The organism is Enterobacter sichuanensis (assembly GCF_009036245.1).
Taxonomy (GTDB): Bacteria; Pseudomonadota; Gammaproteobacteria; order Enterobacterales; family Enterobacteriaceae; genus Enterobacter; species Enterobacter sichuanensis.
The window spans coordinates 3,244,552-3,268,495 of the sequence record NZ_CP027986.1; the positions used below are offsets into that span (position 1 = coordinate 3,244,552).

Consider the following 23,944-nt stretch of genomic DNA (forward strand, 5'->3'; position numbering starts at 1 on the left):
CGGCACAGGTTTTACTCAACGAACAGCGACTCGACAACGTGGATCCAGCCGTGCTCGCTGGCCACCTCTTTGCCATTCAACCAGCGGCGCAGCATGTTCAGGGCCATCATCGCACAAACCTCCTGACGCACCGCCAGGCTGTGGCGGGTGATACTCATCTTAACCCGCAGTGCCCAGGTGCCTTCCGGCGTGGCCAGCGCGAAGTTAAGGTATTCCTCATCCAGCCCCCCGACAAACAGCGCCAGTCCGGCAAAATGTTTTACCCTTCTTTCAGATGCCCAACGGGCGGTCTGCGCCAGGGTCTCCTGCTGGAACGGCACCACTTCGCTGGCCAACAGCGGCGCGTTGACGCGAGACAACTGCAGCGCCAGCAGGCCGCCGGTGAACTGCTCGCTTAAGGTCACGCTCAGCTGGCGCGACTGCAGATGCTTCGCAATCTGCGCCGGTAGCCCTTCCGTGCCTTCGAAAATCAGGCTTTCGCCCGCCACGCGCTGCACCTCAGGCCACAAGGCCAGCATCGCCTCTTTCTGCGTTGCTGGCCCGGTCAGCTTAAGCTCAATGATTGGCATGGAGGAGCGATAGCCCATGGAGACGCCCGGCGGGAGTGAGAGGTGATCGAGGCTCTGGGCCAGATCACTTTCAGAGCGGCCAAAAGTGGTCAGGCGCAGGCAAAGCGGGGGTTCCGGCAGGGTAAAGCGCTGGCGAAGGCGCGGCAGGATCTGCTGCTCGACCATCACCTTAAATTCTGAGGGCACGCCCGGCGTAAAGAACATCAGGCAGCGGTTCAACTGCATGGCAAACCCACATGCGGTACCAACCGGGTTATCGACCAGCTCCGCGCTGGCGGGGATCTCGGCCTGCTTGCGGTTGCTGGGGGCCATGACGCGACCGCGTTCGGCGAAAAAGCGCTCCATCTGCGAGAGCCACGCTTCATGCAGCACCAGCCCTTCGCCTTTGGCAGTCGCAGCGGCCAGCGCGCTGAGGTCGTCGCTGGTGGGGCCGAGCCCACCGTTTACAATCAGCACGTCACAGTGTTCGCTGCGTTCGCGCAGAACACTCACCAGCGACTCAAGATTGTCGCCCACGGTATTGCGGCGCGTTAACGGTAATCCTTGCTCAAAGAAAAGATCGGCAAGCCAGGCGGCATTGGTATCAATAATTTGCCCATGCAGCACTTCGTCGCCGGTGGATAACATCTCCACGTTAATCATTATGTTCTCCCGCTTATTTGGTCAGAACACTATAGCGCAAACGTGGGTAGGAGAAGAGAGAAACTGGCGCGACAGCATGCCGCGCCGGTGTGTTTAGAAGCCTGCGCTAACGCCCACGTATGGACCGTCAGCCAGCGCATTGTCGCGGTTGCCGTCTTTGCCGGCCAGGTTCAGATAACGATAGCCCGCTTCAATGGTAATCGGACGCATGATGGTCCAGCGCGCACCGGCGTTGGCCTCTTCATAGCTGTCGATACCGCTGGAAAGCGAGTCTGGTGAGTAGTAGTACTCGCCGAACAGGCCGAAGCTGTCGCCAATTTTCCACTGCAGACCACCGCCCACCGCCGCCGCGTACCCTTCGTCACCGTCATTCGGGTTGGTGTAGATACCTTTACCGCCAACAGTCGCCAGGAACGGGCCCAGCGGAACGTTCAGACCGAGACCGAGGCTTGCCGCGTCGCCGTCGTCATCGTTATGCGTCCAGCCACCCGTCATCGCCAGACCGGAGGTTTCCGTGCCCATGCCGAAGCCCAGGTGGGTATAATCCTGACCCGCCGAACCGTTAATGCTAATGGCGTTTGCCGCCGCAGAAACAACCATCAGGCCGAAGCCCATTAATGCCACTTTTTTCATTATTGCGATCCCGCACATTTTATAGAGAAGTCCCAAAACCGCGAGATTTTAACCGGAGTCTTCCGGGGATCAAGGACTCTGCGTGCGGCAGGTCGAAAGATTGTCACTATTTGAAACGGCGCTTATCCCTTAAGTGATGCATTGACCCACTGCTGCAGCGCGCGACGGGAGACTTTGATGCCGCCATTTTTGAGCTCGGTCGGCAGCAACAGCCAGCGGATGGGTTGCTCAAACCGCGCCAGCTTATCCCTGACCCAGTCAGGGAAACAGGTGATATCCGTTCCCGGTTCACACTCCACCACCGCCACCGGACGTTGACCAAATTCGGCGTCGTCCAGCGGGACGATAAACACCTGATTAATCTGCGGGTGTGTTGCAATAACCCGCTCAAGGCTTTCCGGCTGGATCCCTTCTCCGCCGCTAAAAAAGAGGTTGTCCATACGACCCAGAATCGTCAGGCGGCCATCATGCCATTCACCGCGATCGCGGGTGGCGAACCATCCCTGCGCGTTGGTCAGTGGAATTAACGCACCGTCCCGCCAGTAGCCTGAGGCCATGCTGTGCGCCTTGATCCAGACCTCACCATTCACGATCTGCACCTCTCTGCCCGGCAGCGCAGAGCCCACGTCCGGCTCGCCGTCCGCCTCTTTCGCGCAGACGGTAGAGGCAAACTCGGTCAGGCCGTAACCGCAGAAGCTGCGGATCCCCTGCTCCCGCGCCTGTTGCGTTAACGCCACCGGAATCGCCGCTCCGCCAAGCAAAACCGCTTTCAGGGCAATGTGGCTGTCGGTATTCAGAAGACGCCAGAGCTGGGTTGGCACCAGCGAGGCGTGCGTGCAGCCGCGCAAAGCCTGCTCCAGAGGCTGTTTCTCGCGCACGGTTAACCGCGCCCCCGCCTGCAGCCAGCGCCATAAAATTCCCTGGCCGGAGACATGAAACAGCGGCAGCGAAAGCAGCCAGTCATCGTCACCGCCGTAGGGCATCAGCGACAGTACGCCGCGCGCGCTGGCAAGATGGGCCGCGCAGGTATGGACCGCCGCTTTTGGCAGCCCGGTGGAGCCTGAGGTGAGCGTCATGGACGCCAGCCGTGCCGGTTGCCACGCGACGCGATGTTCCCCTTCACGATCGCGCATGCTCAGGGCAGGAAGAGCGTCATAGCTGCCGTCCAGCACCAGCGCAAAGCGCAGCGTCATCTGCGGGAGTAACACCTCCAGCAGCGGGCGCGGCAGTTGCGGGTTAACGGGAAGAATACGCGCGCCGCACTGGAGCAGCGCCAGCCACGCCAGCAGGGTCTGCGGATGGTTATGGGCCAGCAGCAGCACGCCGTCGCCCTCCACCACGCCCTGCTGGTGAAACCCCGCCGCGAGACGGTCGACGCGGACGCACAGCTGTTGCCAGGTAAGCACCTCGTCGTTCAGTCTCAGGGCCGGTTTATCCGCAAACTGCACGCACCAGTGACGCCAGGGCCAGTCGGCAAAACTCATAACAACGGCTCCAGCGCCCCGGAATTCAGGCACGGCAGCGTACTGCCCGGCCACGTGCGGATAAGCTGAGCCTGCATCAGGTTCAGCGTGTCGAGGCCAGGCACCGTGTCCGGCGTTAACCAGGCGGCAATACGCGCCAGCTGCGTCAGCCCAAGGCTGGATTCTATAGAGGAGCTGATCACCGCCGTCAGCCCTGCGGCGTGCGCGGCTGCAACCTGCTCGCGCACCTTCGCCAGACTGCCGGTCAGGGTCGGTTTTATCACCACTGCGCTGACGCCGGGCTCGGCAACGAAGGCAAAATCCGCTTCGCGCAGGCTTTCATCCCAGGCGATGGCAATCCCCGTTTCGCGGGCAAACGCGCGCGAATCGTCGCGGGTTTTACACGGCTCTTCCAGAAAGGCAATGCGGCTGCGGTATGCCGGGTTGACGTACTTTGCAAACTGCTGCGCCTTCAGCGGCGTCCAGGCGCGGTTCGCATCCAGACGCAGACGAAGGTCGGGGATCGCTTCCAGCAGCAGGTTGGCCACCATGCCGTCGCGTACCGCTTCGTAGAGGCCGACTTTGATTTTTGCGACCGTCTCACCCGGCATGGCGGAGAGCAACGCGAAGAGTTCGTCCGGATCGCCCGTGCAGAGCGGCGCCGCGCGATAATCGGCCGCTTCCGGCAGGCTACCGTCGAGCTCCGCCAGCGCGCAGCTGATGCCAAAGGCGGCGGAAGGCACGTCCGGCAGCGGTGGATTGGCCCCCTCGCGCCAGGCATCCGCCCAGGCCACCAGCGCGGCCTGCGCTTCCTCCAGCGACTCCAGACTAAAGCCCGGCAGCGGCGACACCTCGCCCCAGCCTCCCCGCTCGCCCTGCTGCAGATGCACGAAAACGCCGTCACGGGTTTTTAATCGCCGTTCACGCAGCACCACGCCCGCGTCCATCGGTATCTGCCAGCGGTAAACCTGCGCGCAACGCATTACGGGTTCCGTTTGAATTTGCTGAAGTCTGGCTGGCGTTTTTCGTTAAACGCGTTGCGCCCTTCCTGACCCTCTTCGGTCATGTAGAACAGCATGGTGGCATTGCCCGCCAGCTCCTGCAGGCCTGCCTGGCCGTCACAGTCGGCGTTGAGGGCCGCTTTCAGGCAACGCAGCGCCATGGGGCTGTTTTGCAGCATTTCGCGACACCAGCGGACGGTCTCTTTTTCGAGGTCGGCAATCGGGACCACGGTATTGACCAGCCCCATATCCAGCGCTTCCCGGGCGTTGTACTGACGGCACAGGAACCAGATTTCGCGGGCTTTTTTCTGCCCGACGATACGTGCCATATAGGAGGCGCCCCAGCCGCCGTCGAAGGATCCCACTTTCGGGCCGGTCTGGCCGAAGATGGCGTTCTCTGCAGCAATGGTCAGGTCACACATCATGTGCAGCACGTGACCGCCACCGATGGAGTAACCTGCCACCATCGCCACCACCGGTTTTGGACAGGTACGGATCTGACGCTGGAAATCGAGCACGTTCAGGTGGTGCGTGCCCGCATCGTCCTGGTATCCGCCGTAGTCACCGCGTACTTTCTGATCGCCGCCGGAGCAGAACGCCTTATCCCCTTCGCCGGTCAGGATAATCACGCCGATATTGTCGTCGTAGCGCGCATCCGCCAGGGCCTGAATCATCTCTTTAACGGTCAGCGGACGGAAGGCGTTACGCACCTGCGGACGGTTAATGGTGATTTTGGCAATGCCGTCGGTGGATTTGTGGTAACGAATGTCGGTATAGCCTTCGGAGCAGTCTTGCCATTCAACCGGTGCATAGAGCATGTTTTCATCAGGATAGATCATAGAGTGTCCTTTATTCGAAGACGCAGTATCTGAGCCAGACTCGCGCTCACCGCTTCGGGGTTTTCCCGATGGGCGTTGTGTCCGGCGTTTGGAATGAGATGGCGAACGGCGTTCAGTTCAGCGGCAAGGGCCGCAAACTTCTCATCGCGTTCGCCACAGAGATAATCAAAAGCGAAATCCCGTGCGCTAAGCGCGGCGCGTAAATCGGGCTGCACCGCCAGCGACGTCGCCTCGAGCATCATCGCCAGCGCCACGCCGCTGTTCTGGCTGCGCAAGGTAATCAGCGCGTCGCGCTGAGTGTTCGTCAGGGTGGCAAAAACGGGCTGTTGATACCAGTCAGTGAATACCTTATCCAGCGGTTCGGTGCGAAAACGTCTCGCCCAGTTGCGGTCCGATGCCAGACGCGTATGACGCGCTTCGGCATCCTGCAGGCCCGGATGCCCGCCTTCAACTATCAGGCCCAGCATCCCCTTTGGCTGCTGGCAGGCGTGGAACATCGCAATGCGGCCGCCGAGGGAGTACCCGATGAGCCAGAAGTTAAGTATGTTGTAACTAACTAAAGTTCGGGTGAGTAATGTGCTCATATCTTCGAACCCCGCCACGCCAACCTGCCGGGATCCGCCGTGCCCCGGCAGATCGAGATACAGCCGGGGGTAGTCGCTGAGTTTTTCACCCACCTTCTGCCACTCGCGGCTGTCGCCGGAAAAGCCGTGCAGAAAAACCAACCAGGGGTAGCCTGGCTTACCGGCCTGCTGTACCGCCCGGAGGATCACAGCTGGCTCACCTGCGCCAGCAGGCTTTGCAGCGCCTGCGCACCGTCAGCCTCGTTCACCACCAGCTCAATCAGCGTCGCACCCGGCTGTTTCCAGGCGGTCGCTAGCGCGGCCCCCAGCTGCTCCCAGCTTTCCGGACGATGATATTTCAGGCTGAACATCGCTGCGGCGTGTTCGAACTGCACGTTCTGCGGCATCAGATAGAATCGCTCGCGCTCGGTCTGCGGCGTGGGCAACAGGGAGAAAATTTGCCCGCCGTTGTTGTTTACCACCATCAGCACGAACGGGGCGGACGCCTGACGCAGTAGCGCCAGCGCATTGAGATCGTAGAGCGCGGAGAGATCGCCCACGATGGCCAGCGTCGATTTCGCGCTGGCTCGCTGCACGCCCGCCGCTGTCGAAATAAGCCCGTCGATGCCGCTGGCACCACGGTTGCTGTACACCGGGTAGCCAGCTGGCAACTGTGAAAAGGCGTCAATCAAACGCACGACCAGGCTGTTGCCGACAAACAGTTGCCCCTGTTCAGGCAGGAGCTGGTGAATACGGTGCGCCAGCCCGGCTTCGCTAAATGCCTCACAGTGCGCCGTTGTTCGTTCCCACGCCTGGCGCGAGAGTTCAGGGATGGCAACCGCCCAGGGTTTACGTTTTTCAGCCGGATGGAGCGTCAGCCAGGTCTCGATACTGCTGACCAGGCGACGACCGCGATGGTGCGCCGGGTCGAGCCGCCCCTCCAGCGCGTCCACCAGCCAGTACTCTTCGGGCGTGCAGGTCGCCTGCCACTGCAGTAACCGTTTGCCGGTTAAACTCGATCCAAGCTGGACCACAATCTGCGCCTGCGACAGCTCGGTGACCGCTTTCGCATTACCCAGCCAGAGGTCGGCGCACGGCAGCGGCTGACCGGTCTGGGAAAGCACGTCGCCAATCAGCGGCCAGCCGAGCGTTTGCGCCCATTCGGCCACCAGCTTGCCTTCCGCGGCGCTCATACGCCCGGCGACAACCACGCCGCGCTTCTGCCGCCAGAAGAACCAGTCCCGCTGTTTTGCGCTTTCAAGATGCGTCTGCTCGCGCAGCCACGGTTTCTCACTCTCCCACCAGCTACCCAGGGCGTGCTGCCATTCAAGCCCCGTGTCGTCCATTTCACCGTACAGCGGCTCGGCAAACGGGCAGTTGATATGCAACGCTCCGCCGCGCAACGTCTCCATGGCGTGATCGACAGTAGAGACCAGCCAGCTTGCCGGAATATCCTGAGTGGGGCGAGGAAGCGATATCGTCTGCGAAGGATGGGAAGAAAAGAGCCCCGGCTGACGAATCGCCTGATTGGCGCCGCAGTCGATAAGTTCTGGGGGGCGGTCGGCGGTGAGCAGGATCAGCTTTTCACCGGTTAACCCGGCTTCAATCAGTGCCGGATAGAGGTTTGCCACCGCAGTACCGGAGGTGACAATCACCGCCACAGGTTCTTTGCTGGCTTTCGCCAGACCCAGCGCCAGATGGCCGAGGCCGCGTTCATCGAAGTGGGTGTGATGAATCAAGGCCCGGTTTTCGGCAGCCGCCAGCGTCAGCGGCGTTGAGCGAGAACCCGGTGCAATACACACGTGCCTGACGCCATGGCGCGTCAGGGCTTCAAGGATCACCGCCGCCCAGCGTCGGTTAAAAGAACTTACTGACATGAGATTGTCCGGTATCAAGAATACGACACAGTATAAATAATAGAAAAAACTGGAATTTTGATATGAATCGGGATTGCGCGAATCTGTATTAATCCCTTAGTAGAAGAGAGCGCAATCCGGCGGCTTTGTTTTCAATCTCCTGCCACTCCTGCTCCGGGTCAGACCCGCTGACAATGCCGGCGCCGGCGTAGAGACGCAGGGAGTCCTCCTGGACGCGGGCGGAGCGCAGCGCCACGCAGAACTCACTCTGGTCAGGCGATAAATACCCGGCCGAACCGGCATACCACTCGCGGTTAAAAGGCTCCACCTTCTGGATAAACTCGCGCGCTGGCTGTCGCGGTAATCCGGCAACGGCCGCCGTTGGCTGCAGCATGTGCAGACACTGCTCATCATCGGCCTGTTTTAGCTCGGTCCAGATACAGCGGCGCAAATGCTGCACTTTACGCAGGCGCACCACCTGAGGCGGCAGTACCTCAAGGGTCTGCGTATGGCGCTGAAGGCGCTGGCAAATATCTTCCACGACCAGCATATTTTCACGCTGGTTTTTATCATCATTCAGCAGCCACTCCCCCAGGCGCTGCGCCTGTTTATCATCGGGATGGCTGGCGACCGTACCCGCCAGGGCTTCCGTGCGCAGCAGCTTGCCGCGCCGCCGCCAGAGACGTTCGGGCGTTGAGCCGAGAAAGGCGTTGCTGGCGTCGAATACCATGCAGAAGTGAAAGCAATTTAAATTCAGGGCGCGGCTGGCCGCCATCAGCGCGACGGGATTAACGCGCTGTGTAAACTGCAGGTCGGTAGCGCGGGCGAGGACAACCTTTTCAAAATCACCGCGTGCGATGGTGTCTGTCGCTTTGCGGACCAGCCTCAGCCATTCGGGCTGTTGCGGCTGATGGGTTTCGTGCTCAACCTGAACGGAGAGCGGGCGGACAGGCTTTGCAGGACGGAGCTGCTGTAAGAAATCCCGTGCGGCCAGGGCATCGTCCTGCAGCGAACTGTCGCTCCACAGCTGCAGGCGCAGCGTGGCGTGACCCGCGCTACGTCGCCAGAGCAGGCGCGGTAGAAAGAGACTGCCCTGCTCCGGGTTAAACGCATTAAGGCCGCAAATGCGGGTATCACCTGCCGCGTGCTGCGCGCGTAAAAACTGCGAGGCTTCTGTCAGAGAGGAAAACCGGGTAACCGCCCCCAGCGCTGCCAGCTCTTCATCGCCGTTACGCTGTTGCCAGTAAAACTGAGGATAGCACTGCTGCGCGCCCAGCCAGGCGAGCGGATCGAAAGCGTCGTTTAACGGGAAAGAGACGTCGAAATGACGTAAACCGGGTATAGCGGGTAACGCTTGCGCAAGCTGAGTACGCAGACGTTCCAGCGCGGTGGAAATCGAATGCACGCGAACCTCTCCCTGTGAAAACGCTTAGTATACGGGGTACCATCAGAAATATCAGTACCCACGTATAGGGAGTGGTTAAGCGGTCTAACGGCGGGCTAACAGCAGACCGAGTACCAGCCCTACGGCGGCCCCGACGCCAATACCCTGCCACGGTTTTTCATGCACGTAATCATCGGCACGATACACCGCTTTTTTGGCGCGGTAGTAATAGGTATCCGATGCATGGCTGACGCGATTTTTAACCTCATGCAGCGCCTGTTCGGCACGGGCTTTAAGCTCAATATATTTCTGATCGGCAGGGTCGCCCGAGGAACGTAACACCTCTTCCAGCGTTTCACTCAGTAAGGCCAGATCGTCATCGATACGGGTATCCCAGGATTGAAATGACATATTTTTCTCCATGTTAGTACACCAGTCCGCTAACTATAGCCAACGACTCGCCATTACGCCTGCTTCGCTTCCCGCGCCATACCAATGTGGGGAATGCCATCTTCGTCGTAGACTTCAGTAACCGGCACGAAACCAAAGTGGCCATAGAAGGGTTGAAGGTGCGCCTGCGCCCCCAGGTATAACGCCTTGTCTGGCCACTGCTTCTGGCACGCTGCCAGCGTTTTTTCCATCAGTTGATAGCCCAGTTTTTCACCGCGCGCGCTACCGCTGATGATGACGCGGCCAATGACCACGGGCTCGATATCGTCTTCGCTTTTCAGAATCCTCGCATACGCCACCAGCTCGTTATCGCGCCAGCCGAGGATATGGCGGTTCTCGCCAACCAGATCATCGCCATCGATGTCCTGATACGGGCAGGTCTGTTCGACCACAAACACTTCACAGCGCAGTTTAAGCAGGGCATACAGCGCATTAACGGTGAGTTCACTATGGTGTAAATCTTGCCACTGGATCATGTCAGTCTCCTTCCTGGGGTTCATCACGTTATACTAAACCCCTCCCCGTTCGGCAAAGGGCTGATTGCGTTATGGAACTGATTTTTCTGGGTACGTCCGCTGGCGTGCCAACCCGCTCACGAAATGTGACGGCGATTCTGCTGGATCTTAAACACCCAACCCGCGGTGGGCTGTGGCTGTTTGACTGTGGCGAAGGGACGCAGCATCAGCTGTTACGCACCGCTTATCACCCTGGCAAGCTGGATAAAATCTTTATCACACACCTGCATGGCGACCATCTTTTTGGCCTGCCCGGGCTGCTGTGCAGCCGCTCCATGGCCGGCAATGCCAACCCGCTGACGATTTACGGGCCTGCGGGTGTGCGTGAATTTGTTGAAACCACGCTGCGCCTGAGCGGGTCGTGGACGGATTATCCGCTGGAAATCGTTGAGATTAGCGACGGTCTGGTTTTCGATGACGGGGATTATCACGTCACCGCCCACCCGCTCAATCATCCTGTGGCGTGCTACGGCTACCGCATTGAAGCGCATGACAAACCCGGCGCGCTGGATGCCGCCGCACTAATGGCCGATGGCGTCAAACCCGGGCCGCTGTTCCAGCGCCTGAAGCACGGAGAGACCGTCACGCTGGAGGATGGGCGCGTCATCAACGGTCAGGATTATCTCGCCGCCCCGCAGCCCGGCAAAAAACTGGCGATTTTTGGCGACACGGCCCCTTGCCCGGCAGCGTTAACCCTGGCGCAGGGCGTGGACGTGATGGTGCATGAAGCCACGCTTGAAACGGCGATGGAAGAAAAAGCCAACAGCCGGGGCCATAGCTCAACGCGACAGGCGGCGCAGCTTGCCCGTGACGCAGGGGTCGGCAGGCTCATCATCACCCATGTCAGCTCACGCTACGACGCACGGGGGTGTGCAGGCCTGCTGGCAGAGTGTCGCGCGCTGTTCCCGGAATGTGAGCTGGCCGAAGATTTCGCTCAGGTCAGCGTTTAGTCCTTCATTTTTCTCTCAGGATGCCGATAACGATTAAAAGGTCAGCATTTCTCTCGAGGGTAGAATGGATAATTTCCAGAAAGATATTGATGACAGGGCGAATCTGACCCTGTCGAACCGTTTTGAACTGTTGCTGTTCCGTCTCGGCACCTCTCTTAACGAAAATAAATCTGAGCTGTTTGGCATTAACGTCTTTAAACTGCGTGAAATTGTGCCGATGCCGGAGTTCACGAAACCCGCAGGAATGAAATCACCGCTGATGGGAATGGTGAATATTCGCGATCAGGTGATCCCGGTGATTGACCTGGCCGCCGTGGCCGGCTGTAAGCCCACTACCGGGCTGAATATTCTGCTGATCACCGAATATGCACGTAGCGTGCAGGCGTTCGCCGTGGAATCGGTTGAGAACATCATGCGTCTGGACTGGAAGCAGGTGCACGCCGCGGAAACCGCCGTCAGCGGGCGCTACATCACCAGTATTGCGTGTCTTGACGAGAAGACGGATACCAACGAACTGGCGATGGTGCTGGACGTTGAGCAGATCCTGTATGACATCACGCCGGCCAACCACGATCTTCATGCCACCAATCTGAAGACCACCAAATTCCATATTAAGCCGGGCGCTGTCGCGATTGTCGCGGAAGATTCCAAAGTGGCGCGCTCCATGCTGGAGAAGGGTCTGCAGGCAATGGAAATTCCGGCGCAGTTGCATATCACCGGTAAAGACGCGTGGGAGAAAATTGGCGTGCTGGCGGCACAGGCGCAGGCGGAAGGGGTGCCGATTACCGATAAGATTGCCCTGGTACTGACCGACCTCGAAATGCCGGAGATGGACGGTTTCACGCTGACGCGTAAGATCAAAACCGATCCGCTGCTGAAAGATATTCCGGTGGTGATCCACTCCTCCCTTTCCGGCAACGCCAACGAAGATCATATTCGTAAGGTGAAGGCGGACGGTTACGTGGCGAAGTTTGAGCTGAACGAGCTGTCATCGGTGATTGAGGAAGTGCTGGACCGCTCGATGAAGAAAATTGACGGGCCGTTGATTAGCAGGAAACAGCTGGCTTAAATCTGGTGCGGGCTGGTGCCCTCACCCCGGCCCTCTCCCACGGGGAGAGGGAGAAAACCATAAAAAAACCCGCCGAGGCGGGTTTTTTGCTTTTACATCAGCGGCATCGCTCGCTGCACGATATCAATCAGCGGCTGCGGATAGATACCGAAGATCAGTACCAGCAGTGCGGAGATGAGGACCACAATACCGCCGGCGCTGTACTGCCAGTTGGTTGGGGCATCACGGTTGAGCTGCTGAGGTGCACTCAGGTACAGACTCACGGCCACACGCAGGTAGTAGTACAGACCAATCGCAGAGCCGATCACCACGCCCGCGGTCAGCCACCACAGATGCGCCTGCACACCGACAGCCAGCACGTAGAACTTACCAATAAAGCCCAGCGTCATCGGGATACCCGCCAGAGAGAGCATCATCACCGTCATCACCGCGGACAGGATCGGGCGGTGCCAGAACAGACCACGGTAGGAGAATAGTGAATCGGCATCCGGGCCACGGTACGGGCTGGACATCAGGCTCACCACGCCGAACGCGCCGAGGCTGCTGAACAGATAACCGGCCAGATAGACGCCCACGGTTTCCATCGACATCTCACCGCTCTGCAGCGCAATCAGCGCCACCATCAGGTAGCCCAGATGCGAGATAGAGGAGTAACCCAGCAGACGTTTGATGTTGGTCTGGCTCAGCGCCATCAGGTTACCGAAGATGATGGAGACGAACGCGATGATGCCCAGCACCACGCGAACCGCTTCGCTGTCACCCACCGGTGCGTACAGGAACAGACGCATCACCACCCCGAAGATAGCGATTTTGCTCGCCGTCGCCAGGAAGGTAGACACCGGCGCTGGCGCACCCTGGTAGACGTCTGGCGTCCAGAGGTGGAACGGAACCAGAGAGAGTTTGAAGCCAAGGCCAACAATCATCATGCCCAGACCCGCCAGCAGCAGCGGCTCATGCAGCATGCCGTCGCCGAGGCTCTTGCCGAGCGCCATGAAGGAGAGATTACCGGACTGTGCGTACAGCAGCGCAATACCAAACAGCAGGAACGAGGACGCCGCCGCAGACAGGATGGTGTACTTGATGCTTGCTTCCAGCGAGCGCTTCTGACGGAAGGCGTAACCAATCAGACCGAACAGCGGCAGAGAGATCAGCTCAATGCCGAGGAACAGCGCAGCCAGGTGGTTCGCGTTCGCCAGCAGAATGCCGCCCAGTGCGGCAATCAGAACCAGCAGGTAAAACTCTTCTTTGTTGTCGTTGTAGCCTTCAAGCCACGGGTACGCAAAGGTACAGGTTGCCAGGCTCGCCAGCAGAACCAGACCGGTATACAGCATGGCGTAACCGTCAACGCGCATCAGCGGGGTGACGTCCATCGCCCCACCCTGGCCAACAAACCAGAGAGAGACTAACGCGGCGTTCAAGCCAATGACCGACAGCGTGGCATTCAGGAAGTGATTGCGTCGCCACGCAATGGAGAGCATCACAACCACCACCGTCAATCCGACGATCAGCAGCGGTAGCAGCGCGATCAGTTGTTGTGGAGTTATTGTCATGGCGAATTACGGCCTTGTAGTAGAAGCAGAATTAACAAACCACTGCTGGATGTTACCCATCGCGCTATGCGAGGTATCCAGAATCGGCTGCGGGAAGAAGCCCAGCAGCACCAGCAGTACGACCAGCAGCAGGATGATGAACAGCTCACGCAGCGACATCCCCGGCAGTTCTTGTGCAGCAATTTCGCTCTTCGCTTTTCCGAAGTAAGCGCGGTGCAGCATCGCCAGCGAGTACACGGAAGCGAACACCAGACCAAAGGTGGAGATCACGGTAATCACCGGTACCACTTTGAAGCTGCCGAACAGAATCATAAATTCGCCGACGAAGTTACCGGTGCCTGGCATCCCCAGGGTGGCCACTGCGAAGAACATGGACAGCGCTGGCAGCCATTTAATTTTGCTCCACAGGCCGCCCATCATACGCATGTCGCGGGTGTGCAGACGTTCGTACAGCTGGCCACACAGGATGAAGAGACCGGCTGCGGACAGGCCGTGCGCAATCATCTGGATCACCGCGCCCTGGTACGCCAGCTGGCTGCCGGTGTAGATAGCAATCAGCACGAAGCCCATGTGGGAGACGGAGGTGTAGGCAATCAGACGTTTGATGTCGTACTGCGTAAACGCCATCCAGGCACCGTAGAAGATACCGATCACACCCAGCCACATGGCAATCGGTGCGAACTCAGCGGAGGCGTTCGGGAACAGCGGCAGTGCGAAACGCAGCAGGCCGTAGGCCGCGGTTTTCAGCAAGATGCCCGCCAGGTCAACGGAACCCGCCGTTGGTGCCTGAGAGTGCGCGTCTGGCAGCCAGCCGTGCAGAGGAACCACCGGCATTTTCACCGCGAAGGCGATGAAGAAGCCCAGCATCAGCAGGTATTCCACGCCGTGCGACATCGGAGTCTTCAGCAGCTCTTCGTAGTTGAAGGTCCAGACACCGGTCGCATTGTGGTGCACAAACACCAGCGCCAGAATGGCAATCAGCATCACCAGACCACTCGCCTGGGTATAGATGAAGAACTTGGTGGCCGCCGTGATACGCGTTTTACCGTCGGACGCCTTATGGCCCCACAGCGCGATCAGGAAGTACATCGGCACCAGCATCATCTCCCAGAAGAAGAAGAACAGGAACATGTCGATGGCCAGGAACACGCCGATAACGCCGCCCAGAATCCACATCAGGTTCAGGTGGAAGAAGCCCTGGTATTTTTCGATTTCACGCCAGGAGCAGAGTACCGCCAGAACGCCGAGCAGACCGGTCAGCACCACCATCAGCAGCGACAGACCGTCAATCGCCAGGTGGATCGTAATGCCGAAACGTGGGATCCACGGCAGGATAAACTCAGACTGCCACTGCGGAATGCCCGCAGACTGGGTCAGAGAGTAGCCACCCTGCAACCAGAGTTGCAGACCAAGCGCGAGCGTCAATCCCATGGTGATCAGCGCGATCCAGCGCGGCATCTTCACGCCAAAGCGTTCAGTCTGCCAGCACAGGAAGCCGCCGATGAAGGGAATTAATATTAGCCAGGGTAGTAACATGGCGATTTACATTCCTTTTTAAGGCCCCCAGCAGGGGCCTGATTTTCAACGAATTCGAATAAAATTCACTTAACGATCAACGCAACACCATCAGCAGCGCCAGCACGACAACCGCACCGATGCTCATGGACGCCACATACCAGCGCAGGTAACCGTTCTCGCTGTACAGCAGGCCTTTACCTGCAAAGCGGGAGAGGATCGCCGGGATATTCATCAGGCTGTTCAGTGGGTCGCGCTTCAGCAGCCACGCAATGCCCAGGAACGGCTTCACGAAGATCATGTCGTACAGCCAGTCGAAGCCCCACGCGTTGTACCACCAGGTGCCCAGCAGACGGCCCGGCGCACTATTGGCAACGGCAGTCACCAGCGTACGTTTACCCAGCCACAGCCATGCAGCGATCAGGATGCCCGCGATAGCGACCACACCGGAGGTGATTTCAAGCGTCAGAACGCGACCATGCTCAAGCTCGGTGGTGTCTGGCAGTACGCCCTGCAGTGGCGGAACAATCATCGCGCCAACGAAGGTGGACAGGACCAGCAGCACAATCAGCGGCAGGTGATGGGTAATCCCCTTCCCTGCGTGAGCGTGAATTTGTTCTTTACCGTGGAATACGATGAAAATCATACGGAAGGTATACAGGGAAGTCATGAACGCACCGACCAGACCCGCAACCATCAGATTGATATGACCATTCGCCATGGCACCCGCAAGGATTTCGTCCTTACTGAAGAAGCCCGCGGTGATCAGCGGCAGTGCCGCCAGCGCCGCGCCGCCCACCAGGAAGCAGACATAAACCAGCGGGATGGACTTACGCAGTCCGCCCATCTTGAAGATGTTCTGCTCGTGATGGCAGGCCAGAATGACGGAACCGGATGAGAGGAACAGCAGCGCTTTAAAGAACGCGTGCGTCATCAGGTGGAAAATCGCCGCGTCCCACGCCTGAACGCCCAGCGCCAGGAACATGTAACCAATCTGGCTCATGGTGGAATAAGCAAGAACGCGTTTGATGTCGGTCTGCACCAGCGCGGCAAAGCCTGCCAGCACCAGCGTGACCGCACCGACGATACCCACCAGATGCAGAATTTCCGGAGTCATCAGGAACAGGCCATGGGTACGTGCAATCAGGTAGACACCGGCGGTGACCATGGTCGCAGCGTGGATCAGCGCGGAGACAGGGGTTGGACCCGCCATCGCGTCGGCCAGCCATGTCTGCAACGGCAGCTGTGCGGATTTACCCACAGCACCACCCAGCAGCATCAGCGTTGCCCACCACAGCATGTTGTTGCCTGCAGCGAAGTGCGCCGGCGCCAGTTCCACCATCTCGCGGAAGTTCAGCGTGCCCAGTTCGTTATAGAGAATGAACAGCGCGAACGCGAGGAAGACGTCACCCACACGGGTCACGACGAACGCTTTCATGGCCGCTGCGCCATTCTTCGGATCGGTGTAGTAGAAACCGATCAGCAGGTATGAGCACAGACCCACGCCTTCCCAGCCCAGATACATCAGCAGCAGGTTATCGGCCAGCACCAGAACCACCATGCTGGCGATAAACAGGTTGGTGTAGGCGAAGAAGCGGGAGTACCCCTCTTCACCGCGCATATACCAGGAGGCGAACATGTGGATCAGGAAGCCGACGCCGGTGACCACGGAGAGCATGGTCAGCGAGAGACCATCCAGCACCAGGTTGAAACCGATGTTGAAATCACCGACCGACATCCAGGTCCACAGCGGCACGCTGAAGGGCTGACGCCCGTTGTTAAAGAAGTCGATACCCGCATACGCTGTCACCAGCGCGGCCAGACCAACAGAGCCCATGCCGACGGTCGCAGACAGATTCTCAGACCAGCGGCCGCGAGAAAACGCCAGCAGCATGAAGCCAATCAGCGGAAAAATAATGGTTAAGGCAAGCATGTTCATCCACGCAACTCACTTACTGAATCGATGTTCAGATTCTGGCGGCGACGATGGAGCTGCAGTAACAGCGCCAGGCCAATACTCGCTTCAGCAGCCGCAAGGCTGATGGCGAGAATGTACATCACCTGACCATCGGTCTGGCCCCAGTAGCTTCCGGCGACCACGAAGGCCAGCGCAGAGGCGTTAATCATGATTTCCAGACCGATCAGCATAAACAGCAGATTGCGGCGGATAACCAGACCCGTCAGACCCAGAACGAATAAAATCGCAGCGAGGATCAGTCCATGTGTTAAGGGGATCATGCGCGCTCCTCCGTTTTTCTTTTCGCGCGGTCGTCAGTGCGGTTGCTCAGCACCTCGCCAGCACGCTCTTCGCGGCCAACGTGGAAGGCAACAACCAGACCTGCCAGCAGCAGCATGGAGGCCAGTTCAACCGCCAGAACGTATGGGCCAAAGAGCGTAATACCTACCTCTTTAGCGCCGATCGGCGTACCGTCGATGCCCTGATCGTTGACGCCGAGAATGGCGTAAACAATCACCACCAGCATGATGGCCGACAGAATTGCCGGGCCAATCCATACCTGCGGTTTTAACCACTGACGTTCCTGCTCGATTTCAGAGCCGCCCAGGTTCAGCATCATCACGACGAACACGAACAGCACCATGATGGCCCCGGCGTAGACGATGATTTCCAGCGCACCGGCGAAGTGCGCGCCCAACGCAAAGAACACCCCGGAAATGGCCAGCAGCGAAATGATTAAGTACAGCAGCGCATGCACCGGATTGGTGTGCGTAATCACTCGCAGCGTAGCCAGGATGGCGATAAGGCCACAGATATAAAAAGCGAATTCCATTGCCCTCTCCTTACGGTAACAGGCTCTTGACGTCGATAGGCTTAGCTTCGTTCTCTGCTTCGCCCTTATCTTTGCCGTCGATTGCCATACCCGCCATCCGGTAGAAGTTATATTCCGGGTATTTACCCGGACCGGAAATCAGCAGATCCTCTTTCTCGTACACCAGGTCCTGACGCTTATACTCACCCAGTTCAAAGTCTGGAGTCAGCTGAATCGCCGTGGTTGGGCACGCTTCTTCACACAGACCGCAGAAGATGCAGCGTGAGAAGTTGATGCGGAAGAACTCAGGGTACCAGCGGCCATCTACCGTCTCTGCTTTCTGCAGAGAGATACAGCCTACCGGACACGCTACCGCACACAGGTTACAGGCAACGCAGCGCTCGGAACCGTCCGGGTCGCGCGTCAGCACGATACGGCCACGGTAGCGCGGCGGCAGATATACCGGCTCTTCCGGGTACATCCGGGTTTCGCGTTTGGCAAACGCGTGCAGGCCGATCATCCAGATACTGCGTACCTGAGTGCCGAAGCCTACCAGTAATTCTTTTAAGGTCATGGTCTATAGCCCCTTATGGCTGCTGCCAGAGAATGACAGCCGCCGTTACCAACAAGTTGACGAGCGTCAGCGGCAGGCACACTTTCCAGCCGAAGGACATTACCTGGTCATAACGCGGACGCGGTAACGCTGCGCGAATCAAAATGAACATCATCATGAAGAACGCGGTTTTCAGCGCGAACCAGATGAACGGCGGTAAGAACGGGCCATGCCAGCCACCAAAGAACAGCGTTACCATCAACGCGGAAATGGTGACGATACCGATGTATTCGCCCACGAAGAACAGACCGAATTTCATACCGGAATATTCAATGTGGTAACCGTCGGCCAGTTCCTGTTCGGCTTCTGGCTGGTCAAACGGGTGACGGTGACACACCGCCACGCCCGCGATAGCAAAGGTAATAAACCCAAAGAACTGCGGGATAACGTTCCAGATGTCGGCCTGGTTGTTGACGATGTCGGTCATGTTGAATGAACCGGCCTGCGCCACCACGCCCATCAGGGAGAGACCCAGGAACACTTCGTAGCTCAGCGTCTGCGCAGACGCACGCATCGCACCCAGCAGCGAGTATTTGTTGTTACTGGACCAGCCTGCGAACAGCACCGCGTAAACCGCGAGGCCTGCCATCATCAGGAAGAACAGAATACCGATGTTCAGGTCAGCCACCACCCAGGTCGGGCTGACCGGAACGATAGCAAACGCCAGCAGCAGCGAGGTGAAGGCGATCATCGGTGCCAGAGTAAAGATCACGCGGTCCGAGAAGCGCGGGATCCAGTCCTCTTTAAAGAACATCTTGATCATGTCCGCGACCAGCTGGAGTGAACCACCCCAGCCCACGCGGTTTGGTCCATAACGGTTCTGGAACAGACCGAGCAGACGACGTTCACCAAAGCTCATGAACGCGCCGCAGGTGACCACCACCAGCAGGATAACAATCGCTTTCAGAATGCTCAGCAGGATGTCGATAAGATCCGGCGTTAACCAACTCATGCTTTTGCCTCCTGCAGATTATCAAGACGCGCACCCGCCAGAACCGGCGCGATGCCAGGCATACCCATCGGCAGACCCACCTGCCCTGCTGTCAGACTTTCAGAGATAATCAGCGGCAGGCTGATGGTCTGGCCGTCGTAGCTAAAGGCAATGTTCGCACCCGCGTTGACGCCAAGCTTCGCGGCGTCCGCCGGGTTGAGCTTGATGTACGGCTGCGGCATACGGGTCTGGAAGACCGGTGAACGCTGGGACAGCTCGTCACTACCAAACAGATGGTAGTAAGGCGCGATACGCCAGCTACCGTCCTGCGCCTGGAAGCTCGCCGGCACGGTGGTGAAGTAGTCCAGACCGGTTTCAGAGGCTTCAATCAGACGCACGCCCGGGTCACCGTGGCGCAGCGAACCGCCCACTTCAGCCTGGAACTTGTTCCATGCCTGCGGGGAGTTCCAGCCCGGCGCCCATGCGAATGGGATCTGTGAACGCGGCGCAGACGGCTGGTTGTTCCCTTCCATTGAGAAGGCGAACATGGTGTCTTTATCCTGCGGCTGACGCGGTTCGTGTACGCTGATATTGGCACGCATTGCGGTACGACCGCTGTAACGGTGCGGTTCACGCGCCAGTTTCTGACCGCGAATACGGAAGCTTGCTTCAGGTGCAGCATCCTTAATGCCTGCCAGCTGAGGCAGTTTTTCCACCACCGCGTCGATAACGTGGTCAAGCTGCGTCCAGTCCACTTCACGGCTCTGCACGGTGCTGTGCAGCGAGTGCAGCCAGCGCCAGCTTTCCAGCATCACGGTGTTGCTGTCGTAATATGCCGGGTCGTAAACCTGGAAGAAACGCTGCGCGCGGCCTTCGTTGTTGATAACGGTACCGTCGCTTTCTGCGAAGCTTGCCGCAGAGAGCACCAGGTGCGCTTTATCCATAATCGCGGTGCGCTGATGGTCGATAACCATCACCAGTGGCGCTTTGGAGAGCGCGGCGTCTACGCGTGCGGCAGAAGCGTGGCGATGCAGATCGTTTTCCAGCACCACAACGGCGTCAGCGGCACCGGATTCCAGTTCGCTTAACGCTTCTTCCAGCGAGCCGCCGCCAATCATACCCAGACCGATGCTGTTTACCGCACGGGCAATCATGGTTACGCCAACGTCGGCACCGCGGCCTTTCAGGGCTTTGGCAACGTTCGCTGCAGCCTGAATAATCTCGGCGCTTCCGGCGTTAGTCCCGGAAATAATCAGAGGTTTCTTCGCACCCGCCAGCGCCTGAACAATCACGTCGACCTTGTTTTGCAGGTCACGATCCAGTTCAACGGCTGGGGAGTTGCTGTCCAGCGCGTGGGCAATGGCAAAGCCAAGACGCGCCTGATCTTCAACCGGTGCGCAGTAGGTCCACGCCGCGATATCGTCCAGACGGGTATTGTCAACGTTCGTCACAAACAGAGGATGCTTCGCGCGCTGGCCGATGTTGAGAATTGCCGCAATCTGCCAGTCAGCCACTTTCTGTGCCGCTGCCATTTCACGCGCTTTACCTTTCACCGCCTGACGAACCGCCAGAGCCGCACGAGCGCCGGTCTGCGTCAGATCTTCACCCAGCACCAGGACCGCATCATAGGATTCGATTTCACGCAGCGCAGGGGTATGAATACCGCCTTCACGCAGCACTTTCAGTACCAGCTGCAGACGTTCCTGCTCGCCCTGGGCGATACCGGTATAGAAGTTTTCCGCACCCACCAGCTCGCGCAGCGCGAAGTTGCTTTCGATGCTGGCGCGCGGGGAGCCGATACCGATCACTTTCTTCGACTGGCGCAGAATGTCTGCCGCGCCCTGCATTGCCTGTTCAGCGTTCAGGGTAATGAAGTCATCGCCACGGCGCTGAACCGGCTGACGCGGACGGTCTTTCAGGTTCACATAGCCATAGCCGAAACGACCGCGGTCGCACAGGAAGTAGTGGTTAACGGTACCGTTGTAACGGTTTTCGATACGACGCAGCTCGCCGTAGCGCTCACCCGGGCTGGTGTTACAGCCCAAAGAACACTGCTGGCAGATGCTTGGCGCAAACTGCATGTCCCATTTACGGTTGTAACGCTCGGAGTGGGTTTTGTCGGTGAACACGCCGGTCGGGCAGATTTCCACCAGGTTACCGGAGAATTCGCTCTCAAGCACCCCGTCCTCCGGACGACCGAAGTAAACGTTGTCATGCGCACCATAGACGCCCAGATCCTGACCGTCTGCGTAGTCTTTGTAGTAACGCACGCAGCGGTAGCAGGCGATGCAGCGGTTCATTTCGTGAGAGATGAACGGCCCCAGATCCTGGTTACGGTGGGTACGCTTGGTAAAGCGATAGCGACGGAAGCTGTGACCGGTCATTACGGTCATATCCTGAAGGTGGCAGTTACCGCCCTCTTCACAGACCGGACAGTCGTGCGGGTGGTTGGTCATCAACCATTCCACAACGCTTTCGCGGAACTGTTTGGCTTCTTCGTCATCAATCGAAATAAAGGTGCCTTCGGTGGCTGGCGTCATACAGGACATCACCAGGCGACCACGCGTGTCTTCCGCGTTTTGATATTGCTTCACCGCACACTGGCGGCAAGCACCGACGCTGCCCAGCGCCGGATGCCAGCAAAAATACGGAATATCAAGGCCGAGCGACAGACAAGCTTCCAGCAGGTTGTCCGCCCCGTTGACCTCATATTCTTTGCCGTCTACATGAATCGTAGCCATTAGCATGCTTCCAGTTGGCTCAGTCGAAACCGAGCGTTAATCAAAATTCTTGTCGTTACCAGCGCGCTTTCAGCAGGTTCGGCTGAATCCCATTAATCGCATGGGTATTGCTGAACGGCTGCTTGATGCCTGCTTCGAATTCGTCGCGGAAATATTTAATCGCGCTCTGCAGCGGTTCGACAGCACCTGGTGCGTGGGCACAGAAGGTTTTACCCGGACCTAAGAATCGACACAGTTGCTCAAGTGTCTCGATATCGCCAGGCTGGCCTTCGCCACGTTCGATTGCACGCAGGATCTTCACGCTCCACGGCAGACCGTCACGGCAAGGTGTACACCAGCCGCAGGACTCACGGGCGAAGAACTCTTCCAGGTTGCGCACCAGCGATACCATGCCGATCTCGTGGTCGACGGCCATCGCCAGCGCCGTACCCAGACGGCTGCCTGCTTTACCAATGCTTTCGAATTCCATCGGCAGGTCAAGGTGAGCTTCGGTCAGGAAGTCTGTCCCTGCCCCACCCGGCTGCCAGGCTTTGAATTTCAGTCCATCGCGCATACCGCCGGCGTAGTCTTCAAGAATTTCACGTGCGGTGGTACCGAACGGCAGCTCCCAGACGCCAGGATTTTTCACGCGACCGGAGAAGCCCATCAGCTTGGTACCAGCATCTTTGCTTGAGGAGATGCCCTGATACCACTCCACGCCGTTGGCGAGGATTGCCGGAACGTTACACAGGGTTTCGACGTTGTTTACGCAGGTCGGCTTACCCCACACGCCGGAGCTTGCCGGGAATGGCGGCTTGGAACGCGGGTTCGCACGGCGGCCTTCCAGGGAGTTAATCAGCGCGGTCTCTTCACCGCAGATATAACGCCCGGCACCGGTGTGCACGAACAGCTCGAAGTCAAAACCAGTGCCCAGAATGTTTTTGCCAAGCAGGCCCGCTTCAGTGGCTTCCGCAATCGCGCGACGCAGGTTTTCTGCTGCTTCGATGTACTCACCGCGCAGGAAGATGTAACCACGGTACGCTTTCAGCGCAAACGCCGAGATCAGCATGCCTTCCACCAGCAGGTGCGGCAGCTGCTCCATCAGCAGGCGGTCTTTATAGGTGCCCGGCTCCATTTCATCGGCGTTACACAGCAGGTAACGGATGTTCATGGATTCGTCTTTCGGCATCAGGCTCCACTTCAGCCCGGTGGAGAAGCCCGCGCCGCCGCGGCCTTTCAGACCCGACTCTTTCACCGCGTTAACGATGTCGTCCGGCGCCATGCCGCCGAGGGCTTTACGCGCACCGGCATAGCCGTTTTTGCTCTGGTATTCGTCGAGCCATACCGGCTGTTTGTCATCGCGCAGACGCCAGGTCAGCGGATGGGTTTCAGCAGTACGAATTACAGTTTTCATTTGTACTGCTCCAGCAGGTCAGGAATCGCTTCCGGCGTCAGATGGCTGTGAGTGTCCTCATCAATCATCATGGTCGGCCCCTTGTCGCAGTTACCCAGGCAGCAGGTTGGCAGCAGAGTAAAGCGACCATCAAAGGTGGTCTGGCCCGGCTTGATATTGAGTTTCTTCTCAATGGCAGCCTGAATGCCCTGATAACCGGTAATGTGACAGACAACGCTGTCGCAGTAGCGGATCACATGGCGGCCTACCGGCTGACGGAAGATCTGGCTGTAGAACGTGGCTACGCCTTCTACGTCACTTGCCGGAATACCCAGCACTTCTGCGATCGCATAGATCGCCCCATCCGGCACCCAACCACGCTGTTTCTGTACGATTTTCAGCGCTTCAATGGACGCCGCACGCGGGTCTTCGTAGTGGTGCATCTCGTGCTCGATGGCGGCACGCTCTGCTTCACTCAGCTCAAAAGCCTCGGTTTGTGGTTGTTGATTCTCGTGCATAA

22 protein-coding genes are annotated in these 23,944 nt (G+C 58.6%); 2 read left to right on the forward strand and 20 right to left on the reverse strand.

The genetic code is table 11. The annotated features are described in order from the left end of the window. Window positions 1-11: 11 nt before the first annotated feature. From C1N69_RS15585 to C1N69_RS15630, 10 genes are all read right to left on the reverse strand, one after another. The gene (locus C1N69_RS15585) at window positions 12-1,211 is read right to left on the reverse strand and encodes a nicotinamide mononucleotide deamidase-related protein YfaY (protein WP_047959140.1); all 1,200 of its coding nucleotides are present in this window, start codon (window positions 1,209-1,211) and stop codon (window positions 12-14) included. 93 nt (window positions 1,212-1,304) lie between these two features. Continuing rightward, a complete protein-coding gene (locus tag C1N69_RS15590) occupies window positions 1,305-1,844 on the reverse strand; it encodes a YfaZ family outer membrane protein (RefSeq protein ID WP_025757196.1) in 540 nt (179 codons plus the stop codon). A gap of 122 nt (window positions 1,845-1,966) precedes the next feature. Then, a complete protein-coding gene (gene menE / locus C1N69_RS15595; protein WP_095441338.1) occupies window positions 1,967-3,328 on the reverse strand; it encodes an o-succinylbenzoate--CoA ligase in 1,362 nt (453 codons plus the stop codon). Further along, window positions 3,325-4,290: an o-succinylbenzoate synthase gene (menC, locus tag C1N69_RS15600; RefSeq protein WP_155031507.1), complete on the reverse strand. Its 966-nt coding sequence runs from the start codon at window positions 4,288-4,290 to the stop codon at window positions 3,325-3,327. The genes menE and menC overlap by 4 nt, the downstream gene beginning before the upstream one ends. Next, window positions 4,290-5,147, reverse strand: coding sequence for a 1,4-dihydroxy-2-naphthoyl-CoA synthase (menB, locus tag C1N69_RS15605; protein ID WP_047959144.1), 858 nt, complete (start codon window positions 5,145-5,147; stop codon window positions 4,290-4,292). Before menB ends, menC begins: the two co-directional genes overlap by 1 nt. Then, window positions 5,144-5,920 carry a 2-succinyl-6-hydroxy-2,4-cyclohexadiene-1-carboxylate synthase gene (gene menH, locus C1N69_RS15610; RefSeq protein WP_095441335.1) on the reverse strand — a complete coding sequence of 259 codons (777 nt, stop codon included), beginning with the start codon at window positions 5,918-5,920 and terminating at the stop codon, window positions 5,144-5,146. The genes menB and menH overlap by 4 nt, the downstream gene beginning before the upstream one ends. Then, window positions 5,917-7,587, reverse strand: coding sequence for a 2-succinyl-5-enolpyruvyl-6-hydroxy-3-cyclohexene-1-carboxylic-acid synthase (gene menD, locus C1N69_RS15615; RefSeq protein WP_025757191.1), 1,671 nt, complete (start codon window positions 7,585-7,587; stop codon window positions 5,917-5,919). The genes menH and menD overlap by 4 nt, the downstream gene beginning before the upstream one ends. Before the next feature lie 88 nt (window positions 7,588-7,675). Continuing rightward, entirely contained in the window at window positions 7,676-8,971 is a 1,296-nt protein-coding gene (gene menF / locus C1N69_RS15620; RefSeq protein ID WP_155031508.1) for an isochorismate synthase MenF, read from the reverse strand. Between the two features lie 84 nt (window positions 8,972-9,055). After that, complete coding sequence (gene elaB / locus C1N69_RS15625) at window positions 9,056-9,361, reverse strand: stress response protein ElaB (protein WP_008500219.1); 306 nt, start codon at window positions 9,359-9,361, stop codon at window positions 9,056-9,058. Window positions 9,362-9,414: 53 nt separating this feature from the next. Then, window positions 9,415-9,876, reverse strand: a complete 462-nt coding sequence (locus tag C1N69_RS15630) for a GNAT family N-acetyltransferase (RefSeq protein ID WP_025757189.1) — start codon at window positions 9,874-9,876, stop codon at window positions 9,415-9,417. Window positions 9,877-9,947: 71 nt separating this feature from the next. Between C1N69_RS15630 and rbn the strand changes: the two genes are divergently transcribed. After that, a complete protein-coding gene (gene rbn / locus C1N69_RS15635) occupies window positions 9,948-10,865 on the forward strand; it encodes a ribonuclease BN (RefSeq protein ID WP_045286086.1) in 918 nt (305 codons plus the stop codon). A 64-nt stretch (window positions 10,866-10,929) separates the two neighbouring features. Further along, window positions 10,930-11,934, forward strand: a complete 1,005-nt coding sequence (locus C1N69_RS15640) for a chemotaxis protein (RefSeq protein ID WP_045286087.1) — start codon at window positions 10,930-10,932, stop codon at window positions 11,932-11,934. 92 nt (window positions 11,935-12,026) lie between these two features. On the opposite strand, the gene nuoN is transcribed toward C1N69_RS15640, so the two are convergent. From nuoN to nuoE, 10 genes are all read right to left on the reverse strand, one after another. Then, window positions 12,027-13,484, reverse strand: a complete 1,458-nt coding sequence (gene nuoN / locus C1N69_RS15645) for an NADH-quinone oxidoreductase subunit NuoN (protein ID WP_023312531.1) — start codon at window positions 13,482-13,484, stop codon at window positions 12,027-12,029. A 6-nt stretch (window positions 13,485-13,490) separates the two neighbouring features. Then, complete coding sequence (gene nuoM / locus C1N69_RS15650) at window positions 13,491-15,020, reverse strand: NADH-quinone oxidoreductase subunit M (protein ID WP_025757186.1); 1,530 nt, start codon at window positions 15,018-15,020, stop codon at window positions 13,491-13,493. 76 nt (window positions 15,021-15,096) lie between these two features. Next, window positions 15,097-16,938, reverse strand: coding sequence for an NADH-quinone oxidoreductase subunit L (nuoL, locus tag C1N69_RS15655; protein ID WP_095451879.1), 1,842 nt, complete (start codon window positions 16,936-16,938; stop codon window positions 15,097-15,099). Beyond that, window positions 16,935-17,237, reverse strand: a complete 303-nt coding sequence (gene nuoK, locus C1N69_RS15660) for an NADH-quinone oxidoreductase subunit NuoK (RefSeq protein ID WP_003861496.1) — start codon at window positions 17,235-17,237, stop codon at window positions 16,935-16,937. Before nuoK ends, nuoL begins: the two co-directional genes overlap by 4 nt. Further along, the gene (gene nuoJ, locus C1N69_RS15665; RefSeq protein ID WP_008500212.1) at window positions 17,234-17,788 is read right to left on the reverse strand and encodes an NADH-quinone oxidoreductase subunit J; all 555 of its coding nucleotides are present in this window, start codon (window positions 17,786-17,788) and stop codon (window positions 17,234-17,236) included. Before nuoJ ends, nuoK begins: the two co-directional genes overlap by 4 nt. A gap of 10 nt (window positions 17,789-17,798) precedes the next feature. After that, entirely contained in the window at window positions 17,799-18,341 is a 543-nt protein-coding gene (gene nuoI / locus C1N69_RS15670) for an NADH-quinone oxidoreductase subunit NuoI (RefSeq protein ID WP_003861491.1), read from the reverse strand. A 13-nt stretch (window positions 18,342-18,354) separates the two neighbouring features. After that, window positions 18,355-19,332 (reverse strand): NADH-quinone oxidoreductase subunit NuoH, encoded by a 978-nt coding sequence (gene nuoH / locus C1N69_RS15675; RefSeq protein WP_008500211.1) that lies wholly within the window; start codon window positions 19,330-19,332, stop codon window positions 18,355-18,357. Continuing rightward, window positions 19,329-22,052, reverse strand: a complete 2,724-nt coding sequence (gene nuoG / locus C1N69_RS15680; RefSeq protein ID WP_059385208.1) for an NADH-quinone oxidoreductase subunit NuoG — start codon at window positions 22,050-22,052, stop codon at window positions 19,329-19,331. The genes nuoH and nuoG overlap by 4 nt, the downstream gene beginning before the upstream one ends. A gap of 55 nt (window positions 22,053-22,107) precedes the next feature. Next, window positions 22,108-23,445 (reverse strand): NADH-quinone oxidoreductase subunit NuoF, encoded by a 1,338-nt coding sequence (gene nuoF / locus C1N69_RS15685; protein WP_008500209.1) that lies wholly within the window; start codon window positions 23,443-23,445, stop codon window positions 22,108-22,110. Beyond that, window positions 23,442-23,942: an NADH-quinone oxidoreductase subunit NuoE gene (nuoE, locus tag C1N69_RS15690; RefSeq protein WP_003861486.1), complete on the reverse strand. Its 501-nt coding sequence runs from the start codon at window positions 23,940-23,942 to the stop codon at window positions 23,442-23,444. The genes nuoF and nuoE overlap by 4 nt, the downstream gene beginning before the upstream one ends. Window positions 23,943-23,944: the final 2 nt, after the last annotated feature.